Source organism: Micromonospora sp. NPDC048947 (assembly GCF_040649495.1).
Classification (GTDB): Bacteria; Actinomycetota; Actinomycetes; order Mycobacteriales; family Micromonosporaceae; genus Micromonospora; species Micromonospora alfalfae.
This window is the reverse complement of sequence record NZ_JBEZFO010000016.1, coordinates 167,166-183,709: the sequence shown is the minus strand read 5'-3', so window position 1 is coordinate 183,709 and position 16,544 is coordinate 167,166. Positions and strand designations below refer to the sequence as shown.

General features: G+C 70.7%; 17 protein-coding genes and 1 pseudogene. 9 read left to right on the top strand and 9 right to left on the bottom strand.

Translation table 11 applies throughout. From position 1 onward, the window contains the following. Nucleotides 1-106: 106 nt before the first annotated feature. The 8 genes from AB0B98_RS23085 to AB0B98_RS23050 form a co-directional block, all read right to left on the bottom strand. The gene (locus AB0B98_RS23085) at nt 107-898 is read right to left on the bottom strand and encodes a maleylpyruvate isomerase family mycothiol-dependent enzyme (protein ID WP_357365194.1); all 792 of its coding nucleotides are present in this window, start codon (nt 896-898) and stop codon (nt 107-109) included. Between the two features lie 111 nt (nt 899-1,009). Next, entirely contained in the window at nt 1,010-2,503 is a 1,494-nt protein-coding gene (locus AB0B98_RS23080) for an MFS transporter (RefSeq protein WP_357365192.1), read from the bottom strand. Between the two features lie 33 nt (nt 2,504-2,536). Continuing rightward, nucleotides 2,537-3,166: a TetR/AcrR family transcriptional regulator gene (locus tag AB0B98_RS23075; RefSeq protein WP_357365191.1), complete on the bottom strand. Its 630-nt coding sequence runs from the start codon at nt 3,164-3,166 to the stop codon at nt 2,537-2,539. Between the two features lie 151 nt (nt 3,167-3,317). Next, the gene (locus AB0B98_RS23070; RefSeq protein WP_238669569.1) at nt 3,318-4,664 is read right to left on the bottom strand and encodes a glycosyltransferase; all 1,347 of its coding nucleotides are present in this window, start codon (nt 4,662-4,664) and stop codon (nt 3,318-3,320) included. Next, the gene (locus AB0B98_RS23065) at nt 4,661-4,843 is read right to left on the bottom strand and encodes a hypothetical protein (RefSeq protein WP_203117656.1); all 183 of its coding nucleotides are present in this window, start codon (nt 4,841-4,843) and stop codon (nt 4,661-4,663) included. The genes AB0B98_RS23070 and AB0B98_RS23065 overlap by 4 nt, the downstream gene beginning before the upstream one ends. A 381-nt stretch (nt 4,844-5,224) precedes the next feature. Then, nucleotides 5,225-6,124: a Gmad2 immunoglobulin-like domain-containing protein gene (locus AB0B98_RS23060; RefSeq protein ID WP_357365189.1), complete on the bottom strand. Its 900-nt coding sequence runs from the start codon at nt 6,122-6,124 to the stop codon at nt 5,225-5,227. Then, complete coding sequence (locus tag AB0B98_RS23055) at nt 6,121-7,590, bottom strand: HAMP domain-containing sensor histidine kinase (RefSeq protein WP_357365187.1); 1,470 nt, start codon at nt 7,588-7,590, stop codon at nt 6,121-6,123. The genes AB0B98_RS23060 and AB0B98_RS23055 overlap by 4 nt, the downstream gene beginning before the upstream one ends. Before the next feature lie 11 nt (nt 7,591-7,601). Beyond that, a complete protein-coding gene (locus AB0B98_RS23050) occupies nt 7,602-8,282 on the bottom strand; it encodes a response regulator transcription factor (protein ID WP_357365185.1) in 681 nt (226 codons plus the stop codon). 165 nt (nt 8,283-8,447) lie between these two features. Between AB0B98_RS23050 and AB0B98_RS23045 the strand changes: the two genes are divergently transcribed. The 6 genes from AB0B98_RS23045 to AB0B98_RS23020 all read left to right on the top strand — a co-directional run bounded on the left by AB0B98_RS23045 (nt 8,448) and on the right by AB0B98_RS23020 (nt 12,038). After that, nucleotides 8,448-8,762 (top strand): L-rhamnose mutarotase, encoded by a 315-nt coding sequence (locus AB0B98_RS23045; protein WP_238669573.1) that lies wholly within the window; start codon nt 8,448-8,450, stop codon nt 8,760-8,762. Nucleotides 8,763-8,789: 27 nt separating this feature from the next. Further along, entirely contained in the window at nt 8,790-9,209 is a 420-nt protein-coding gene (locus AB0B98_RS23040) for a hypothetical protein (protein ID WP_357365183.1), read from the top strand. A gap of 221 nt (nt 9,210-9,430) precedes the next feature. Beyond that, entirely contained in the window at nt 9,431-9,844 is a 414-nt protein-coding gene (locus AB0B98_RS23035) for a DUF6069 family protein (protein WP_357365182.1), read from the top strand. Nucleotides 9,845-9,883: 39 nt separating this feature from the next. After that, nucleotides 9,884-10,237 carry a YciI family protein gene (locus AB0B98_RS23030; RefSeq protein WP_357365181.1) on the top strand — a complete coding sequence of 118 codons (354 nt, stop codon included), beginning with the start codon at nt 9,884-9,886 and terminating at the stop codon, nt 10,235-10,237. A gap of 20 nt (nt 10,238-10,257) precedes the next feature. Next, nucleotides 10,258-11,463: a sigma-70 family RNA polymerase sigma factor gene (locus AB0B98_RS23025; protein WP_357365179.1), complete on the top strand. Its 1,206-nt coding sequence runs from the start codon at nt 10,258-10,260 to the stop codon at nt 11,461-11,463. Beyond that, entirely contained in the window at nt 11,460-12,038 is a 579-nt protein-coding gene (locus AB0B98_RS23020; RefSeq protein WP_357365178.1) for a dihydrofolate reductase family protein, read from the top strand. The genes AB0B98_RS23025 and AB0B98_RS23020 overlap by 4 nt, the downstream gene beginning before the upstream one ends. A 153-nt stretch (nt 12,039-12,191) precedes the next feature. Here AB0B98_RS23020 and AB0B98_RS23015 read toward each other — a convergent pair whose 3' ends face one another. Continuing rightward, nucleotides 12,192-12,755: a hypothetical protein gene (locus AB0B98_RS23015; protein WP_357365176.1), complete on the bottom strand. Its 564-nt coding sequence runs from the start codon at nt 12,753-12,755 to the stop codon at nt 12,192-12,194. Nucleotides 12,756-13,144: 389 nt separating this feature from the next. Between AB0B98_RS23015 and AB0B98_RS23010 the strand changes: the two genes are divergently transcribed. The 3 genes and pseudogenes from AB0B98_RS23010 to AB0B98_RS23000 all read left to right on the top strand — a co-directional run bounded on the left by AB0B98_RS23010 (nt 13,145) and on the right by AB0B98_RS23000 (nt 16,436). Continuing rightward, nucleotides 13,145-15,022, top strand: a complete 1,878-nt coding sequence (locus AB0B98_RS23010) for an FG-GAP-like repeat-containing protein (RefSeq protein ID WP_357365174.1) — start codon at nt 13,145-13,147, stop codon at nt 15,020-15,022. Nucleotides 15,023-15,149: 127 nt separating this feature from the next. After that, nucleotides 15,150-15,728 (top strand): annotated as a pseudogene (locus AB0B98_RS23005) (snapalysin family zinc-dependent metalloprotease); the annotation flags it as partial. 18 nt (nt 15,729-15,746) lie between these two features. Continuing rightward, complete coding sequence (locus AB0B98_RS23000) at nt 15,747-16,436, top strand: trypsin-like serine protease (protein WP_357365203.1); 690 nt, start codon at nt 15,747-15,749, stop codon at nt 16,434-16,436. Nucleotides 16,437-16,544: the final 108 nt, after the last annotated feature.

Genomic DNA, 16,544 nt, shown 5'->3' with positions numbered 1-16,544 from the left:
CGGGCGGGCCGCGGGGGGGGGGGGCCGCCCCCCTCGCGGTTGGGGTGGGGGGGGGGGGGGGGCCGGGCGCGGGGCCCCCCCCCCCCCCCCCCCCCACGGCCGCTGGTCAGAAGCCCACGAAGACTCGGCGCAGGTCGTCGAGGGTCACCGAGCCGGTCACCTGCACCCCGTCGGGGGTGTGCTGGGGGCCCAGCCGTCCGGTGGCCAGCCGCAGCCACGCCTCGGCCGGGGCCACCAGCTCCCCGTCGGGACGCTCCGGCGCGTCGACGATCTCGACCTTCTCGCCCAGCCGCAGCCCGAACGTCCGCTCGGGCGCGTGCAGCCGGACCAGCACTGTGGCCTCCCGGCCGGCCAGCTCCTGGGGTCGGCTGGTCCAGGCCAGCATGCCGCCGATCTGGTCGAGCAGCAGCGCCACCGCACCCGGCGTCACCGCCGCGAACCTGTTGAACGCCACCTCGGCGTCCCACTGGTGCAGGGCGAACTCGCTGAGCCGGAACCGGGCCGCGGTGGCCACGTCGACCGGCTCCGGCAGGAAGCCGAGGTCGATCCGCATCGAGGCCCGGGTGTCGGCGTCCAGCGCCTCGTACGCCTCGACCAGCCGTTCGTTGGTGGCGAGGAAGCCGGCGGCGTGCTCGGCCGGGGACATCGCGTCCCAGCGTGCCCAGACGCCACGGTTGAAGTCCCCGTCCGGACCGGGCGCGCCGGAACGGGCGGCGTCCAGCGTCGCCAGGTTGATCTCGGCGCCGCTGCCCAGGTGGCTCAGCACCTGGGAAACCTGCCACTCGCTGGCGCCCGACGGCCGGAGCAGGTCGTCCTCCTTGAGGTCCCGTACGAGCGCGGCGAGCTCCTCGTGGCCCGCCCGCAGAGCTGTGATGATCTGGTCAGCAGGGGTCGACATGGATCTCCTCAAACGGATTTTCGACGATGGTCGGGACGTTACCGGACGTGGCCACCGGCCGGCCCGCCCCGGTGTCGGGCGCGTTCCGGCCGGCGGCCACGTCGGTCGGGCTCAGCCCATGTGCACTGTGTTGCCGGTCGGGATGTCCTCCTTGCGGACCTTCACCAGCACCAGGGTGGCCAGTCCGGCGAGCACGATCAACGCCGCGCCCCAGGCGAAGGCCACCCGGTAGCCGTGCACCAGCGCCTCGACCTGGTTGACCGGGTTCGGCGCCCGGCCGACCAGATAGGCGGCGACCGCGCTGGTGTAGAAGGTGTTCAGCAGCGCGGTGCCGAGCGAGCCACCGATCTGCTGGGTGGCGTTGAGCGTCGCGCTGGCCGCGCCGGCGTCGTGCTCCGGCACCCCGACCAGGGCGAGGCTGGACAGCGGGACGAAGGTGAAGCCCAGCCCCAGGCCCAGGACGACCTGCGCGGGCAGCAGGTGGGTGAGGAACGAGGTGTCCACGTCGATCTGGGTCAGCACCAGCATGCCCAGGGCGGCGAGCACCGAACCGGCGACCATCAGCGGCTTGGCACCCAGGCGGGGCATCAGCTGGCTGGCACCACCAGCGGCGATCAGCACACCTGCGGTGACCGGCAGGGACGCGAGACCGGCTTCGAGGGGCTTGTACTGCAACACCACCTGGAAGTAGAAGGTCAGGAACAGGAACGCCCCGAACAGGCCGGCGCCGATCAGCGTCGAGGTGAGGAACGCCCCGCCCCGGTTGCGGTCCAGCACGATCCGCAGTGGCAGCAGCGGGTGGCTGGAGCGCAGCTCGATCACCACGAAGGCGGCGAGCAGCACCACGCCCGCGGCGATGAAACCGAGCGTCGCGGTGGCGTCCCAGCCGTCCTCGGCGGCCTTGGTGAAGCCGTAGACCAGGGAGACCAGGCCGGCGGTCACCACTATCGCACCGGGTACGTCGTAGCGGGTGTTGCCGTGTGCCCGGCTCTCCGGCACCAGCGGCAGCGCGAACGCGATGGCGATGGCGGCGACCGGGATGTTGACCAGCAGGCACCAGCGCCAGTCGGCGTACTCGGTGAGCACACCGCCGAGCAGCAGACCGACCGCCGACCCACCGCCGGCGATCGCGCCGTACACCGCGAAGGCCTTGGCCCGCTCGGTGGCCTCGGTGAACAGGACGGTGAGCAGTGCCAGCGCGGCCGGGGCGAGCAGCGCGCCGAAGGCGCCCTGCAACGCGCGGGCGGCGAAGAGCATCTCACCGGTGGTGGCCAGACCGCCCAGGGCGGAGGCGAGCGCGAAACCGGTCATGCCGACGATGAAGGTGCGCTTGCGCCCCCAGTAGTCGGCGATGCGACCGCCGAGCAGCAGCAGACCACCGAAGGCCAGCGTGTAGGCGGTGATCACCCACTGCCGGTTCGCGTCGGTGATCCCCAGGTCCGACTGGGCCTGCGGCAGCGCGATGTTCACGATGGTGGCGTCCAGGACGACCATCAGCTGTGAGACCGCGATGACCGCCAGCGCGATCCAGCGCCGCGGGTGCGGTGCGCCTGTCGACGCCCCGGCGTTGGGCGCGCCGGGCGCGGTCGAGGTGGTTCCGGGCATGGTGAAGCCTTCCGTGTTGCGAATATCGGTGAATCAGGCCGGCGACGGACGGTCGTGCTGATAGCGGAGTACCGGGATCAGCACCTGGTCGACGACCTGGGTGAGGAACGCGTCATCGGCGGGTAGGCCGTGCGCGACGATGCGGGACATGGTGAGCGCGGGCGCCAGATCGTGGAACAGCTCCCGTTCGCCGGCCTCCGGCGGGATCTCCCCGCGGGCGGCGGCCCGGACCAGGATGGCGGTGCTTGCCACCCGCCCGGCCGGCAGCACCTGGTGACGCACCAGGCGTTCCAGCTCGGGGTTGGTCCGCATGGCGAAGGTCAACGCCTGCATGAGGTCGCAGTCGGCGGTGCAGATCGCGGCCGTGGCCCGCAGCAACTCGATCAGGTCCCCGCGGAGGGAGCCGGTGTCGGGCGGGTTGTGTACTCCCACCTGCCGCTCGCGCAGGGCGGCGACGACCAGCTCGGCCTTGCCGTCCCAGCGTCGGTAGATGGTGGCCTTGCTGACGTGGGCGCGGGCGGCGACGGCGTCGATGGTCATCCGGTCGAAGCCGACCTCGCGCAGGGCGTCGATGACGACTGTGAACAGGTCGTTGTCGGTGCAGCGCGGAGCCCGGGCTGCCGGCACCCCGGCACCCGCGCCCACCTGCTGACCACCCAGCATCCCGACCCCCCGCGAAACGATGTCGTACTGACCCTAGTTCGCGGTTGGCTGATCGTGCAGGGTTTCGTGAGTTGCCTCGCACCGAGCCGGTGAAACGGTCACGTTTCACGCGGTGTCAGCCCAGGTGGCAGGATCAGTACGAATCGTGTGGTCAGGAACCCAGCGCCACTTCCACCTTCTTGCGGGTGCCCCAGCCGGTGCGCCAGCAGGTGGCGATGCCGTACCAGCGGATCGCCCGGAGCACCACCAGGGCGAACACCACAGCGACGGGCGTGAGGAGCCAGGTGCCCCACTGGTAGGCCGTCGACTGGTCCGATCGTCGTACCGTCATGTAGCGGAGCGCCTGCCCGTACCCGACGATCAACGGCACAGCCACCAGCCACGGAATCGCCCGCGGATCGGGGTCGATGATCGGCGACAGGATCGCCACCGCCACGAACAACACCGTCGCGACCACGGTGGCCGCCCAGCGCAGCAGATGCAGCCACCACGCGATCGACCGCAACGACAGGTACCGGACCCGCCACCAGGTCCTGATGAAGCTGCCGCGCATCCAGCGCAGGAACATCCGGCAGAAGTGCCCGGCGTTCTCCGGCATGAGGGAGAACGCGAACGCCGACGGCTGCTGCACGGTACGTCCCCGGACCATCGCGAAGAGGGTGAGCAGGGAGTCGTCGGAGAAGGGCACCCGCTGGCCGAAGAACGTCTCCGTCAGATACGCGCCGAGGTTGTCGCGAACCACCTCCGCGCGGTAGGCGGCGATCGGGCCCGAGTTCACCCACACGCACCCGAACACCGACAGTGACGACCGGTCGGTGAGCTGCCCGGTCACCAGCCACAGGTCAGTGAACCGGGTGAGGAAGCTGCTGCGCACGTTCGCTGCCATCACCACCCCGGCCACAGACTGCACCGCCGGATCGGCGAAGGGTTTCAACAACTCCCTGAGGGCGTTCGGGTCCGAGATGGTGTCCGAGTCCACCGTCCAGTAGACGTCGGCTGCCGGGGTCGACCGCACCGCGGCCGCCTGGGCGTGCCGTTTGCCGGCATTGGGTTGGATGTGCCAGGCGGCGATGATCCCGTGTACGGGGGCGACATCGAGAAACCACCGCTTGATCGGCTGGTAGCCCTCGGTCAGCTTCGAGCCGTCGTCCACCACGTAGATGGTGTCTGGTTTGCGTGTTTGGAAGATCATGGATTCGAGGCAGGCCCGCAGCGCGCCCGGATCCTCGTTGTACGCCGGCACGATGCCCACCACGTGCAGAGCGTCGAGGTGCCCCTGCATCCGGTCGGTGACCACTGCGGGCTTCTCCAGATAAGAGGTGCCGAGCTGCCAGATCAGCAGCAGGAACATGGCGGCGTACGCGAAGGTGAAGCGGTGACCACCTCCGTCGATGGCGCCGATCACGGCGAGGACGTGATGGGCGGTCCACGCCGCCGCGGCGGCCAGGACGACCGCCGCGGCGAACAGGACACGACCCTTCGTGACGCTCGCGGTCACTGTCCGACCGACTGCTTACGACGGAACGTCATCCGGATCATGATGAAGCCGACGAGGACGGCTGTCGCTCCGGTGAGGGCGATGGTGAGCGGCAGGGGGAGGGCGTAGCTGCCGATACCGGCCGCGCCGCCGATCGTGACAACGCCCATACCGGTACGGGGAAGGCTGCCACCGGACATGATGTATCTCCGCTCTTCGAGGGATGCTGAGGCTGTAGCGGCGGCGACCGGTACGACGCCAATGTGGCCCGGCCGTCACACTGCTGAACTGCGAATATGACTCTGCGCAATGACGCGCTCACGTTCGCAAACAAGTTTGTCCAGGTCAATCTCGAAGGTCACGTGAACGGTCGTCCGGCCCGGTCCGAGGAACCTTCCCGCTGCCGGCGTGTCGGAGACGCCCTCCCGGCTCCACGGCACTTGGCCTGCGCTTTCACCGCGTGGCCGGGTCAGGCCCGGGAACGTCGGCGAGGATCCGCGCTGTCGGGTAGACGTCAGGGCCGCACGTCGCTGTCGACAAATGGATGACGCATCGGGTTAACACCCTCTGGGGCAGGGTGGTCAGTCGCGGGGTGCGAGGACCACCGGCACGGCCATCGTGTTGATCCGCGTGCCGTTGTCGGCGGACACCTCGTACACCTCGACAGTGCCCCTCTGTTCGCGGATCGTGCCCCAGCCGATCACCACCCGGTAGCCGCCCCGACAGCCGCTGCCGCAACTGGCGGTGCCGAAACCGGTGGCCACCGTCCGACCGCCGGCGTCCAGCACCCGGACGCTCACAGTGGCCTCGAACACGGTGGCCGTGCCGGTGACGACGAGCGGGGCGGAGACGCGCTCGCCGGGGATCGGGCCGGTGACCACGATCGGTGGCAGCAGGTCCGCGTAGTCCGCCCGGTCGACCGGGGCCGCGCCGTCGAGGCGGACCTGACGCACGCTGGGGAACTGGGTGAGCGTCCACACCACCTGCGCCTCGCGCAGCCGCCGGCTGGCCGGGTCGCCCACGGACGGCAGCCGCAGCGTCGCCACGCCGTCGGCGATGCGGGTGACAGTGACGCCGGCCGGAAGCAGGGTGATCATCCCGGTGGCAGCCTCGGCCGGGCTCGGCCCGGCGGCCAGTTCGGTGAGCGCCAGCCGGGACGTCGAGACGGTGGCCGGCCGGGTGCGCCGGGTCGGCACGAGCAGCCCGGCGCGGACGTACCACAGCTCGATGGTCACCAGGTCCGGCCGGCGCGTGCCGGTGGACGCCGCCGTCGACGGACCCGACGGCCGGTTCGCGGGCGGTGACGTTGGTGCCGCGGCGCGGGTCGGGGTGGGTTCCGGACGGTCGGTGGGAGCGACGTTCGGCGGCGGCGCGGTGGGCGCCGGGCCGAGGTCACCGGAGCGGGGAGTGCCGCAGCCACCGAGGAGGAGCGCCGCGACCAGCGCCGACGCGCCCAGCCCGACCGCGCCGCGGCCGGTCACCCCACACCGCCCGGCGTGCCGGTGGTACGCCCAACCGGCCGCGGGTGGGCGCGGTCGTCCCGGTGCGGCGGGTCACCGTGCGGGCCGGCGGGACCGTCAGCGGGCAGCTCCAGCCGGAACCGGGTGCCCTCACCCGGTTCGCTGCGCACGCTCAGCACGCCACCGAGCAGCTCGGCGTGCTCCCGCGCGATGGCCAGCCCGAGCCCACTGCCCGGCGCGGAGCGGGACGGATCGACCTGGTGGAACCGGTCGAACACACGGGACAGATGCTCGGCCGGGATGCCCGGCCCCTCGTCGGTCACCTCGAAGACGACAAGGGGACCGGCGCGCGCCACGCTGGCCGTGATCTCGCCACCGCCGTGCTCGACCGCGTTGGCGACCAGGTTGGCCAGCACGCGCTCCAGCCGACGCCTGTCGGTGCGCGCCGCTACCGGATCACCGGTGACCCGCACCCGCGGCGACCAGCCGCGCGCCGCGACGATGCCGTGCAGCAGCCCCAACGCGTCGACCGACCCGACGTCCAGCCGCTCCCGCCCGGCATCCAACCGGGAGATCTCCATCAGGTCCTCGACCAACCGGCGCAGCCGGACCACGTCGCTGACCAGCAGCCGGGCCGCCGGCCGGGCGTCGTCGGGCAGCTGGTCGAGGTGCTCGCGCAGCAGCGACGCCGCCGCCACCAACGCGGTCACCGGGGTACGCAGCTCGTGCGCGACGTCGGCGGTGAACCGTCGCTCGCGGGCCTGTGCGGCCGACAGTGCGGCGATCTTCGACTCCAGGGCCCCGGCCATCTCGTTGAACGTCGCCGCCCAGACGCTGAACTCGTCGCGCCCGCGGACCGGCAGACGGGTGGCGAGCAGGCCCTCGGTGAGTGCTCGGGCGGCCCGGCTGGCCCGGCCCACCGGCTCCAACGTGCGGCGGGCCAGTGCGTGACCCACGGCGGCGGCGAGCAGCACCACGAGCGCCCAGCCGGCCACCAGCGCGGTGCGGAGCTGACCCAGGTCGGTGGCGACGTCGTCCTCCACGGTCAGGACGTACAGCTCGGCGGTCGAGCCGGGGATGCGCCCACCGATCACCAGCAGCCGAGGACGTTCCTTCGGCGCGGAGCGCTGATAGCCGAGCCGCCCGTCCGCGACGACGGCCCGCAACCGGGTGCCCAGCACCGGGGCGTACGCGGGATGCGAGGCGCGAGTCGGGCCGTCGACGAGCAGCACGTGCCGACCGCTGCCCTCGAAGCTGCTGAGCAGTTCGGTGCTGCGCTGCTCGGTCAGCGGCAGGAACTGCCCAGCGAGAACGAGCTGGTAGCGGGCGTCGGCAGCGGCCTCGTGCAGCGACGCGTCCAACCAGGACTGCCGCAGCAGCAGCCCGGTCCCGCCGGCGAGCAGCCCGGCCGAAACGCCGGCCACCAGGACGAACGCGATCGTCAGCCGGCGCCGCAGGCGCCCGGGGAACACTGCGCGTCCGGCCATCGCCGCCCCCGTCAGCCCGTCGACAGTTTGTAACCGGCGCCGCGCACGGTCCGGATCAGCCGTGGCTGCGCCGGGTCGTCCTCGACCTTCGCGCGTAGCCGCTGCACCGCCACGTCGACAAGTCGGGAGTCGCCGAGGAAGTCGTGGTTCCAGACCAGGTCCAGCAGCAACTCCCGGGTGAAGACCTGACCGGGCCGGCGGGCCAGCTCCAGCAGGAGGCGGAACTCGGTGGCGGTGAGCGCCACCTCCTGGCCGTGCCGGCGCACCACGAAGCCGTCCGGGTCGATCTCCAGACCGCCGACCTCGATGACTGTCGAGGGGGCCGGCAGGCTGACCCTGCGCAGCACCGAGCGAACCCGGGCCACCAGCTCGGGCAGGTCGAAGGGCTTGCGCAGATAGTCGTCCGCGCCGCACTCCAGCCCGACCACCACGTCGATGGTGTCGGTGCGCGCGGTCAGCATCAGGATCGGCACCTGGCTGCTCCGCCGGATCTCCCGGCAGACCTCCAGGCCGTCCAGGCCCGGCAGCATGAGGTCGAGCACGATGAGGTCGACCGGGTGGGCGCGGAACGCGGCCAGGGCCTGCCGTCCGTCTAACGCGGTGTCGACCCGGAAACCGGCGCGACGCAGACCGAGGGCGGTGACCTCCCGGATCGAGAAGTCGTCCTCGACCACCAACACGCGGCCCTCCATCACCCGAGGGTAGACCCGACGCCACAGTGCGTAGCCCTGGCAGAACGGCCGACATCGGCGACCGGCTGGCCCCCTCCGGGCACCGCCCAACCGCTACGGTCAGGTGCCTTCGGCACCCCTGAACCGGCTCACACGAAAGGGCACGACGTGAAACGTCATGGCTGCGTGATTCGACTCCGCCCCGAGCAGCGGGAGACCTACCTGCGGTTGCACGCCGCCGTCTGGCCGAGCGTGGAGAAGACGCTGCGCGAGGCGAACTTCCGCAACTACACCATCTTCCTCCACGACGATCTGCTCTTCGGCTACTACGAGTACGTTGGCGACGACTACGAGGCCGACTCGCGGCTGATCGCGGCGGACCCGCAGACGCAGGAGTGGTGGAAGCTGACCGACCCGTGTCAGGAGTCGATCGCCGAGCCCGGCTCGGGGGACTGGTGGGCCCCGATGCGCGAGGTCTGGCACCTGGCCGACGAGGCCTAGGTTGACGGCGCCGATCATGGAGTTGTGGTGCCCGTTGTGGGGGCTGGCGGTCGCTTTGTCACCCACCGCAACTCCATGATCGGCGGGGCGGGGCGGGGCGAGCGCGGGACGACGCCGCAGCGCACCAGCGTCGGGGTAGCTGTCGCACTCGCGCTGTTGGCGGTCCCGCTACTGCCGATCATGTGCCTGTCAGGGCTGGCGCTTGTCACGAGCATGGCTCCGTCCGAGCCTTGCCGACCCCCGTTCGTGCCGGATCCCTCGGACTGCGGACCCGAGCCGTTGGCGTTGCTCCCGACCGCGTTGCTGGCGGACGGCTACGGCATCGCCGCCGTTGTCCTGGCCCTCAGAGCTGCCCTGCCGCAGTGGGTGCGCATCGGCGCCCTGTGCGTGGCGCCGGTTGCTGCCGTCCCACTTCTCTGGGCCCTGTTCGTCTACCGCCCCTACTGATCAGGCTGGCAGCGCGGTCAGCGTGCCGTGGGCCGCCGGGCAGCCGAGCTGCGAGAATCGTGGTCGGGCTGGTCCGCCGTGTCCCGAGATTCCGTCGTCTCGCGCCGCCGTCGAAACAGGTCCACAAAAATTCTGGTAGTGCTGTCGATTGGGATCCGTTCAGTTCGTAGCAGTGGTGAGAGCCCGCATCGCAACGGGCCGCACACCCACTGGAGGGCACGATGACCGCCACTGCGAACACGACCCGCGCCGCCACGTCGAACGTCGGTGCGCTGATCCGGACCGGTGTCGCCGCCACTGTCGCGGCGAGCGTCGCCACCATGGCCGTCGCCGCCGTCGGGCACCTGGCCGGGATCAGCCTTGAGCTGGGCGGTGCCCCGATCCCCGTGACGGGGTTCGGCGTGCTGACCGCCGTCTTCTCGCTGATCGGCGTGATCATCGCCGGGTTGCTGGCGCGTTTCGCCCGACGCCCCCGGCTCACGTTCGTCCGCACGACGGTGGTGCTGACGGCACTGTCAGTGGTGCCGGACGTGATCGCCGACGCCGGGACGGCCACCAAGGCGCTGCTGATGCTCACCCACCTGGTCGCTGCCGCGATCGTGATCCCCGCCGTCGCGCGCCGCCTGGCCGCCTGACCTGAGCCCAACCCACCATCGAGCTACCGGAGGATTGTCATGAAGCAGTACCTGCTGTCCGTGCACATCGTCGAGGGCGCGCCGACGCCGTCCGACGAGGAGACGCAGACCATGTTCACCGAGACCGGCCGGATCAACGACGACATGCAGGCCACGGGCGCCTGGGTCTTCGGCGGGGGACTCACCTCGCCGGACAGCGCCACTGTCGTCCGGGTCGAGAACGGCGTCACCGCCATGAGCGATGGGCCGTTCGCCGAGACGAAGGAGCACATCGCCGGGTTCTGGGTCATCAGGTGCGCGGACCTGGACGCGGCGCTGGCCTGGGCCGAGAGGTGCGCGGCGGCCTGCGGCCCGGTCGAGGTGCGTCCCTTCGACGACCTGTCCCAGGCCTGACCAGCAGCCGGTCTCCCGACATGGACCTGGCGGGCATCTACCGCGCGGAGTACGGCCGCTGCGTCGCCACCCTGGCCCGCCTCCTCGGTGACATCAACCTCGCCGAGGAGGCCGTCCAGGACGCCTTCACCACCGCGCTGCAGAAGTGGCAGACCCTGCCGCCGAATCCGGGCGCCTGGATCGTGACCACCGCACGCAACCGTGCCGTCGACAGGCTTCGCCGAGAGTCGACACGCGAGGCCCGGCACGCCCAGGCCCTGCTGCTGTATCACCAGGATGAGCCCTCGGAGGTGGGACCGGTGCGGGACGATCAGCTGCGACTCATCTTCACCTGTTGTCACCCGGCGCTGGCCCCGGAGGCACGGACGGCTCTGACCCTGCGCCTGCTGGGCGGCCTCGACGTACCGGAGATCGCCCGTGCCTACCTGGTTCAGGAGGCGACCGTCGCCCAGCGGATCGTGCGCGCCAAGAACAAGAAGAAGATCCGCGACGCCGCCATCCCGTACCGGGTGCCGGCCGAACATGAGCTGCCGGACCGGCTGCCGCCCGTCCTCGCCGTGCTCTACCTGATGTTCAACGAGGGCTACGCGTCCACCGCCGGCCCGTTGATCAGAACGGACCTGTGCGCCGAGGCGGTCCGGCTCGCCCGCGAACTCGCCGCGTTGATGCCCGACGAGCCCGAGGTCCTGGGTCTTCTCGCCCTGCTGCTGCTGACCGAGGCGCGCCGTCCGGCCCGGCTCGGCCCGGCCGGCGACCTGGTGCTGCTGGCCGACCAGGACCGATCACTGTGGAACCGGCAGCTCATCGTCGAGGGGCATGAACTGGTCCGCCGATGCCTACGCCGCAACCGGCCCGGCCCGTACCAGATCCAGGCCGCGATCGGCGCTGTGCACACCGACGGCGCCGCCACCGACTGGCAGCAGGTCCTCGCCCTGTACGACCAGCTCCTCGCACTCGCGCCAACCCCTGTCGTCGCGCTCAACCGTGCGGTGGCCGTCGCCGAGGTGCACGGGCCGGCGGTGGCCCTCGCCGCGCTGGAGGGCGTCGACCTCCCGCGCTATCACCGGCTGCCCGCCACCCGGGCCGAACTGCTCGTCCGGCTCGGGCGCAACGACGAGGCCCGAGCCGCCTACGACCAGGCCGCGGCACTGGCCACCAACCCGACCGAGCGGGCCTACCTGGAGACCCGTCGCGACGAACTCACCGGTGAATGGAGAGCATCATGACCGCTACCTACACAGTCGACGTCTTTTCCAGCCTCGACGGCTTCGGCACCACCAGCGGAAACTGGGGCGGCTACTGGGGAAAGCAGGGGCCCGAACTGCTCGCACACCGCCTGTCCGTGTACAGCGCCGAGCAGCGCATGGTCTTCGGGGCCAACACGTACCGGGTGTTCGCGCAGATGCTGGCCGCGAGCAGCGAGGAGTCCGAGGTCCGCGACGCCTGGGTGACCCAGATGAGGAACCTCCCGGCGACAGTGGTGTCGGAGACGCTGGAGGGCCCCCTCGACTGGCCGGACGGGACCGTCGTGCGCGGTGACGCGGTCGACGTCGTCGCCCGGCTCAAGGAGGAGTCCGCCGTGCCCCTGCGATCGCACGGCAGCCTGTCGTTGAACCGGGCGCTGATGGCCGCCGGACTGGTCGATTTCGTCCAGGTGACGCTCTTCCCGGTGATCACCGGACAGACCGGCACCGAGCCGATCTTCCAGGGAGCGGCCGACTTCGACCTGGAGTTGATCGAGAGCCGGACCCTCGACGGCCGCACCCAGGAGCTCGTCTATCGGCCCACACTGCACGTCTGAGTCATCACGCCGGGGCTTCGCCGGAAGCTGTCGATCAGCCCCGCCGCCCACCAACGCCGGTTCGGTACGGCTCGCCGCGCCCAGCCGGATTGGTGTCACGCTTGGCCGTCCGCCTCACCTCGGCGGACGGCCAAGCAGATCGGCCGGTTCCGATCACCACTTGTGGGCGACGTCGAGCACCACCCGGCTGTGAGTGCCGGGGCCGGCGAGCACGAGCACCCGGAACGGCAGCCGCGCCCGTACGCCGACGGCGAAGGTGCTGTAGCCCTCGAAGCTGCCGCCGAACACCACGTCGCGCAGCGTCGGGTAGCGCAGCAGGTTCGCCACGTGCTCGCCTACCGCGTAGGGCACGGTGCCCAGGTGGTCGTCGTCGTACGCCGGTGCCCGCAGCGAGACCCGCAGCAGGGCGCCGCCGGCGGTGTACGGCGACAGCGCCAGCCCTTCGCCCTCGGTCCACGTCTCCCCGTAGCCGATCGCGTAACCGTCGACGGGGCCGTTGAACTCGAACACCACCCGGTCGTAGCAGTCGTGCCGGCCGGTCCGTACGTCGATCAACGGGGCGTCGCTCAGCGAGCCGGCCGCCTTCTCCGCGCTGCCCCAGGTGATCCCGCAGTACGCCGCTCCGGTCGTGGTGCCCGCCGCGGTGCTGCTGCCGGCGCTGGCGACCAGCCCGGCGAGGACGACCGCCAACGCGGTCAGTGCGCTCCTGATCCTCATGGTTTCTTCTCCGTCCGGTTCCGGGGTCACGTCGCGGCGGCGCTGCCGGTGACCCTCTGCCGCCACCGTCGTCCGGTCCCGGCACAGGAGCTTCGCCGCGACGTAACCGCCGAGTAACAGCAGGCGGCCGGACCGTCAGATCGGGGACAGACGGACATCGACGAGTGTCGTAGCCTCCATTTCGGACGCGGTCCTCGACATGTGGCCACCGTCGGGAGTTGCGCCCCGGATGCATCCGGGGTGACACGTGCGTCCAGCCACTGACGTCTGCCGTGGTGCGAGCAGTTCGCCCTCGACCATCCGACGTGCCGACGTCTCATCGATGACAAACGGGGAGGAAGGCTGTGCGTGAGGAATCAGGCGGGCGAAAGCTCGCGACAGTACTGGTGATGACTGGTGTTCTCACCGTTCCGGGTGGGGTCCCGGCCCAGGCGGCTGCGGCGGAGGCTCCGGTGTGTCCGACGCCGGCCACCCTGCTGGCCGGTCTGCGGGCCGACGCGCTCACCGACGAGGCGGCCGGCAACCCGGCCGTGCTGGAGAGCGTGAGCTGTGCCCTGCCCTGGGCCACCGCTGTCGTTCCGGCGGAGGGCGAGTACGACGCGTCGTTCGTATTGTTCCGCTACGAGGATGTGGCGCAGCAGTGGAAGCCGCTCAACGTCGGCTCGGGCGGGGTTTGCGACGAGTCGGTGCCGACCGAGATCGTGGCCCAGCTCGACGGGTGCCAACTGAACGACCCCGGCGACGAACTGCCCGACGACGATCCGGTCGACGAGACCGAGGATCCCTCGCAGGGCTCCGACGGCACGATGTCCGCGTTGGCCTCCTCGATCGGGGGGCCGATCACGCGAGCCGAGGTCATGCAGCGTGCCCAGGGCTGGGTGGACCATCAGCCCGGCCCGTACAGTCAGCGGGCGTTCTCCTGGGACCCCACGCACACCCGCAAGTACCGGCGTGACTGCTCCGGCTACGTGGGCATGGCCTGGCACCTGAATGCCGACCCCAGCACCCGGACCCTGCACCAGTTCTCCACCCAGATCGGCAAGGCGGAGCTCCAGCCCGGCGACATCCTCAACCTCGCCGCGAAGCACGTCGTCCTCTTCAAGAGCTGGAAGACAGACCGTCGGCACTTCACCTACTACACCTTCGGGTCGACACCGGTGAAGATCCGAACGGCGGCGATCGACGCCGGGACCATCGACAGCCACCGGGCCACCAGTTACGTGGCGCGGCGGTACACGAAGATCGCGAAACCCACCACGCCGCCGTCCCCGCCGAAGCCGGCCGGTCGCGCCGCCCCGACAGTCGCGTACGACCAGGGTGACGGCACGATGCGGATGTACCGCTGGCTGTCCGACGGTGACTCGTTCAACCGCACCAGCGACTACGACTCCGGAGCCTTCCGGCTCAGTGCCGTGGGTGACCGGATGGCCTCCGGTGACGTGGACGGTGACGGCAGGGACGACATCGTGATGGCTTACCAGCACGGCGACGGCACGTTCTCGTACTACGTGTGGCGCAACGGCAACTCGGCTGCCCGTGTCTGGTACGACAGCGGGCCGTTCGGTCTCAGCCGGGTCGGCGGGCGCTTGGTGCTCGGTGACTTCAACGGTGACCGTAAGGCGGAACCGGCGATGGCCTACGACCAGGGTGACGGAACGATGCGGATCTACCGGTGGCTGTCCGACGGTGACTCGTTCAACCGCACCAGTGACTACGACTCGGGGCCGTTCCGGCTCAGCGCCGTGGGTGACCGGATGGCCTCCGGTGATGTGGACGGTGATGGCAGGGACGACATCGTGATGGCCTACCAGCAGCCGGATGGCACGTTCTCGTACTACGTGTGGCGCAACGGCAACTCGGCTGCCCGTGTCTGGTACGACAGCGGGCCGTTCGGTCTCAGGCGGGTCGGCGGGCGCTTGGTGCTCGGTGACTTCAACGGTGACCGTAAGGCGGAACCGGCGATGGCCTACGACCAGGGTGACGGGACGATGCGGATCTACCGGTGGCTGTCCGACGGTGACTCGTTCAACCGCACCAGCGACTACGACTCCGGAGCCTTCCGGCTCAGCGTTGTCGGTGACCGGATGGCCTCCGGCGACGTGGACGGTGATGGCAGGGACGACATCGTGATGGCCTACCGGCACGGCGACGGCACGTTCTCCTACTACGTGTGGCGCAACGGCAACTTCGCCGCCCGTGTCTGGTACGACAGTGGACCGTTCAACCTCAGCCAGGTTGGCGGGCGTCTGGTGCTCGGCAACTGGTAGGCGCCGACTCTGGCATGCCACGGCGCGGCCTCCGCAGGACGGTGCGGAGGCCGCGTCGCTGTCGTGACGCCGTGTCCTCGGCCGCGCAGGTGCCGGGTGGCGCCCAACCGCCGTCGACGTCGCCGGTATGACGCTTCCGCTATGCCGAACATCGAACGCCGTCACACTAATATCGGCGTACATCGATGACCGACGGCCCGATGGTCGTCGGACGACCGTAGGGGAGTACCCGATGTTCCGAGGACAACTGAGACGCGCGGCGCTGGCCATGCTGGTGGCGATCCTGGCGGCGGCCGGGATGCAGCTCGCCACCGGCACGCCGGCCGCCGCCGTCCGGACCGTCTACTACGACGCGAGCCGGACCGGCGAGTTCCGCACCAACTTCGACCAGGCGGCGCAGATCTGGAACAGCCGGGTCAGCAACGTCCGACTCCTGGCCGGCACCCCGGCCAGCATCACCATCTACGTTGACGACGGCTGGCCCCGCGCGCAGCCGACCGGTCTCGGCTCGGGCCGGATCTGGATGGGCCGCACGGCCGTCAACCAGGGCTACGACCGCACCCGCATCGCCACCCACGAGGTCGGCCACATCCTGGGCCTGCCGGACCGGCGCACCGGCCTCTGCTCCGACCTGATGTCCGGCAGCAGCGCACCGGTCTCCTGCCGCAACGCGAACCCCAGCGCCGCCGAGGCGAGCCGGGTCAACTCGCTGTTCGCCGGCACCCTGGCCGCACCGGCCAGCACGACGTACACCTGGAACGACGCCTCGGACATCAGCCCGCTGGTGGTCGGCGGCCGGCCAGCCACCGAGAACTACCCCTTCATGGTGTACGTCTCCGGCTGCACCGGCACGCTGATCACTGGCAACTGGGCGGTCACCGCCAAGCACTGTTCGACGCCGTCCTCGGTGCGGGTGGGCAGCGTCAACCGCACCAGCGGCGGGACCGTGGTGCGGGTGACCCGGGCGGTCAACCACCCCAGCGTCGACGTCAAGCTGCTGCAACTGGCCAGCTCGGTCACGTACGCGCCGGCCCCGATCCCGAGCACCTCCGGCGCTGTCGGAACCGCCACCCGGATCATCGGCTGGGGCCAGACCTGCGCCCCACGGGGCTGCGGTTCGGCCCCTGCCGTGGCCAACGAACTCGACACGTCCATCGTGGCCGACAGCCGGTGCTCCGGCATCAACGGCACGTACGAGATCTGCACCAACAACACCAACGGCAACTCCGGCGCCTGCTACGGCGACTCCGGTGGCCCGCAGGTGCGCCGGGTCAACGGAGTGTGGAACCTGATCGGCGCCACGAGTCGGGCCGGCAACAACAACTCCACCTGCGCGACCGGCCCGTCCATCTACGTCGACCTGCCGTCGATCCGATCGTGGATCTCCACTCAGGTGGGTGGCCTACCGGTCTGACCATCAACGACATTGCGGGGCGGGGGCGAGTGTCAGGCGCGCCCCCGCCCCGGTGTGCCGGTGTCACCCACGCGATCCCACGATGCGGTACGGTGCGTGGCATATCGG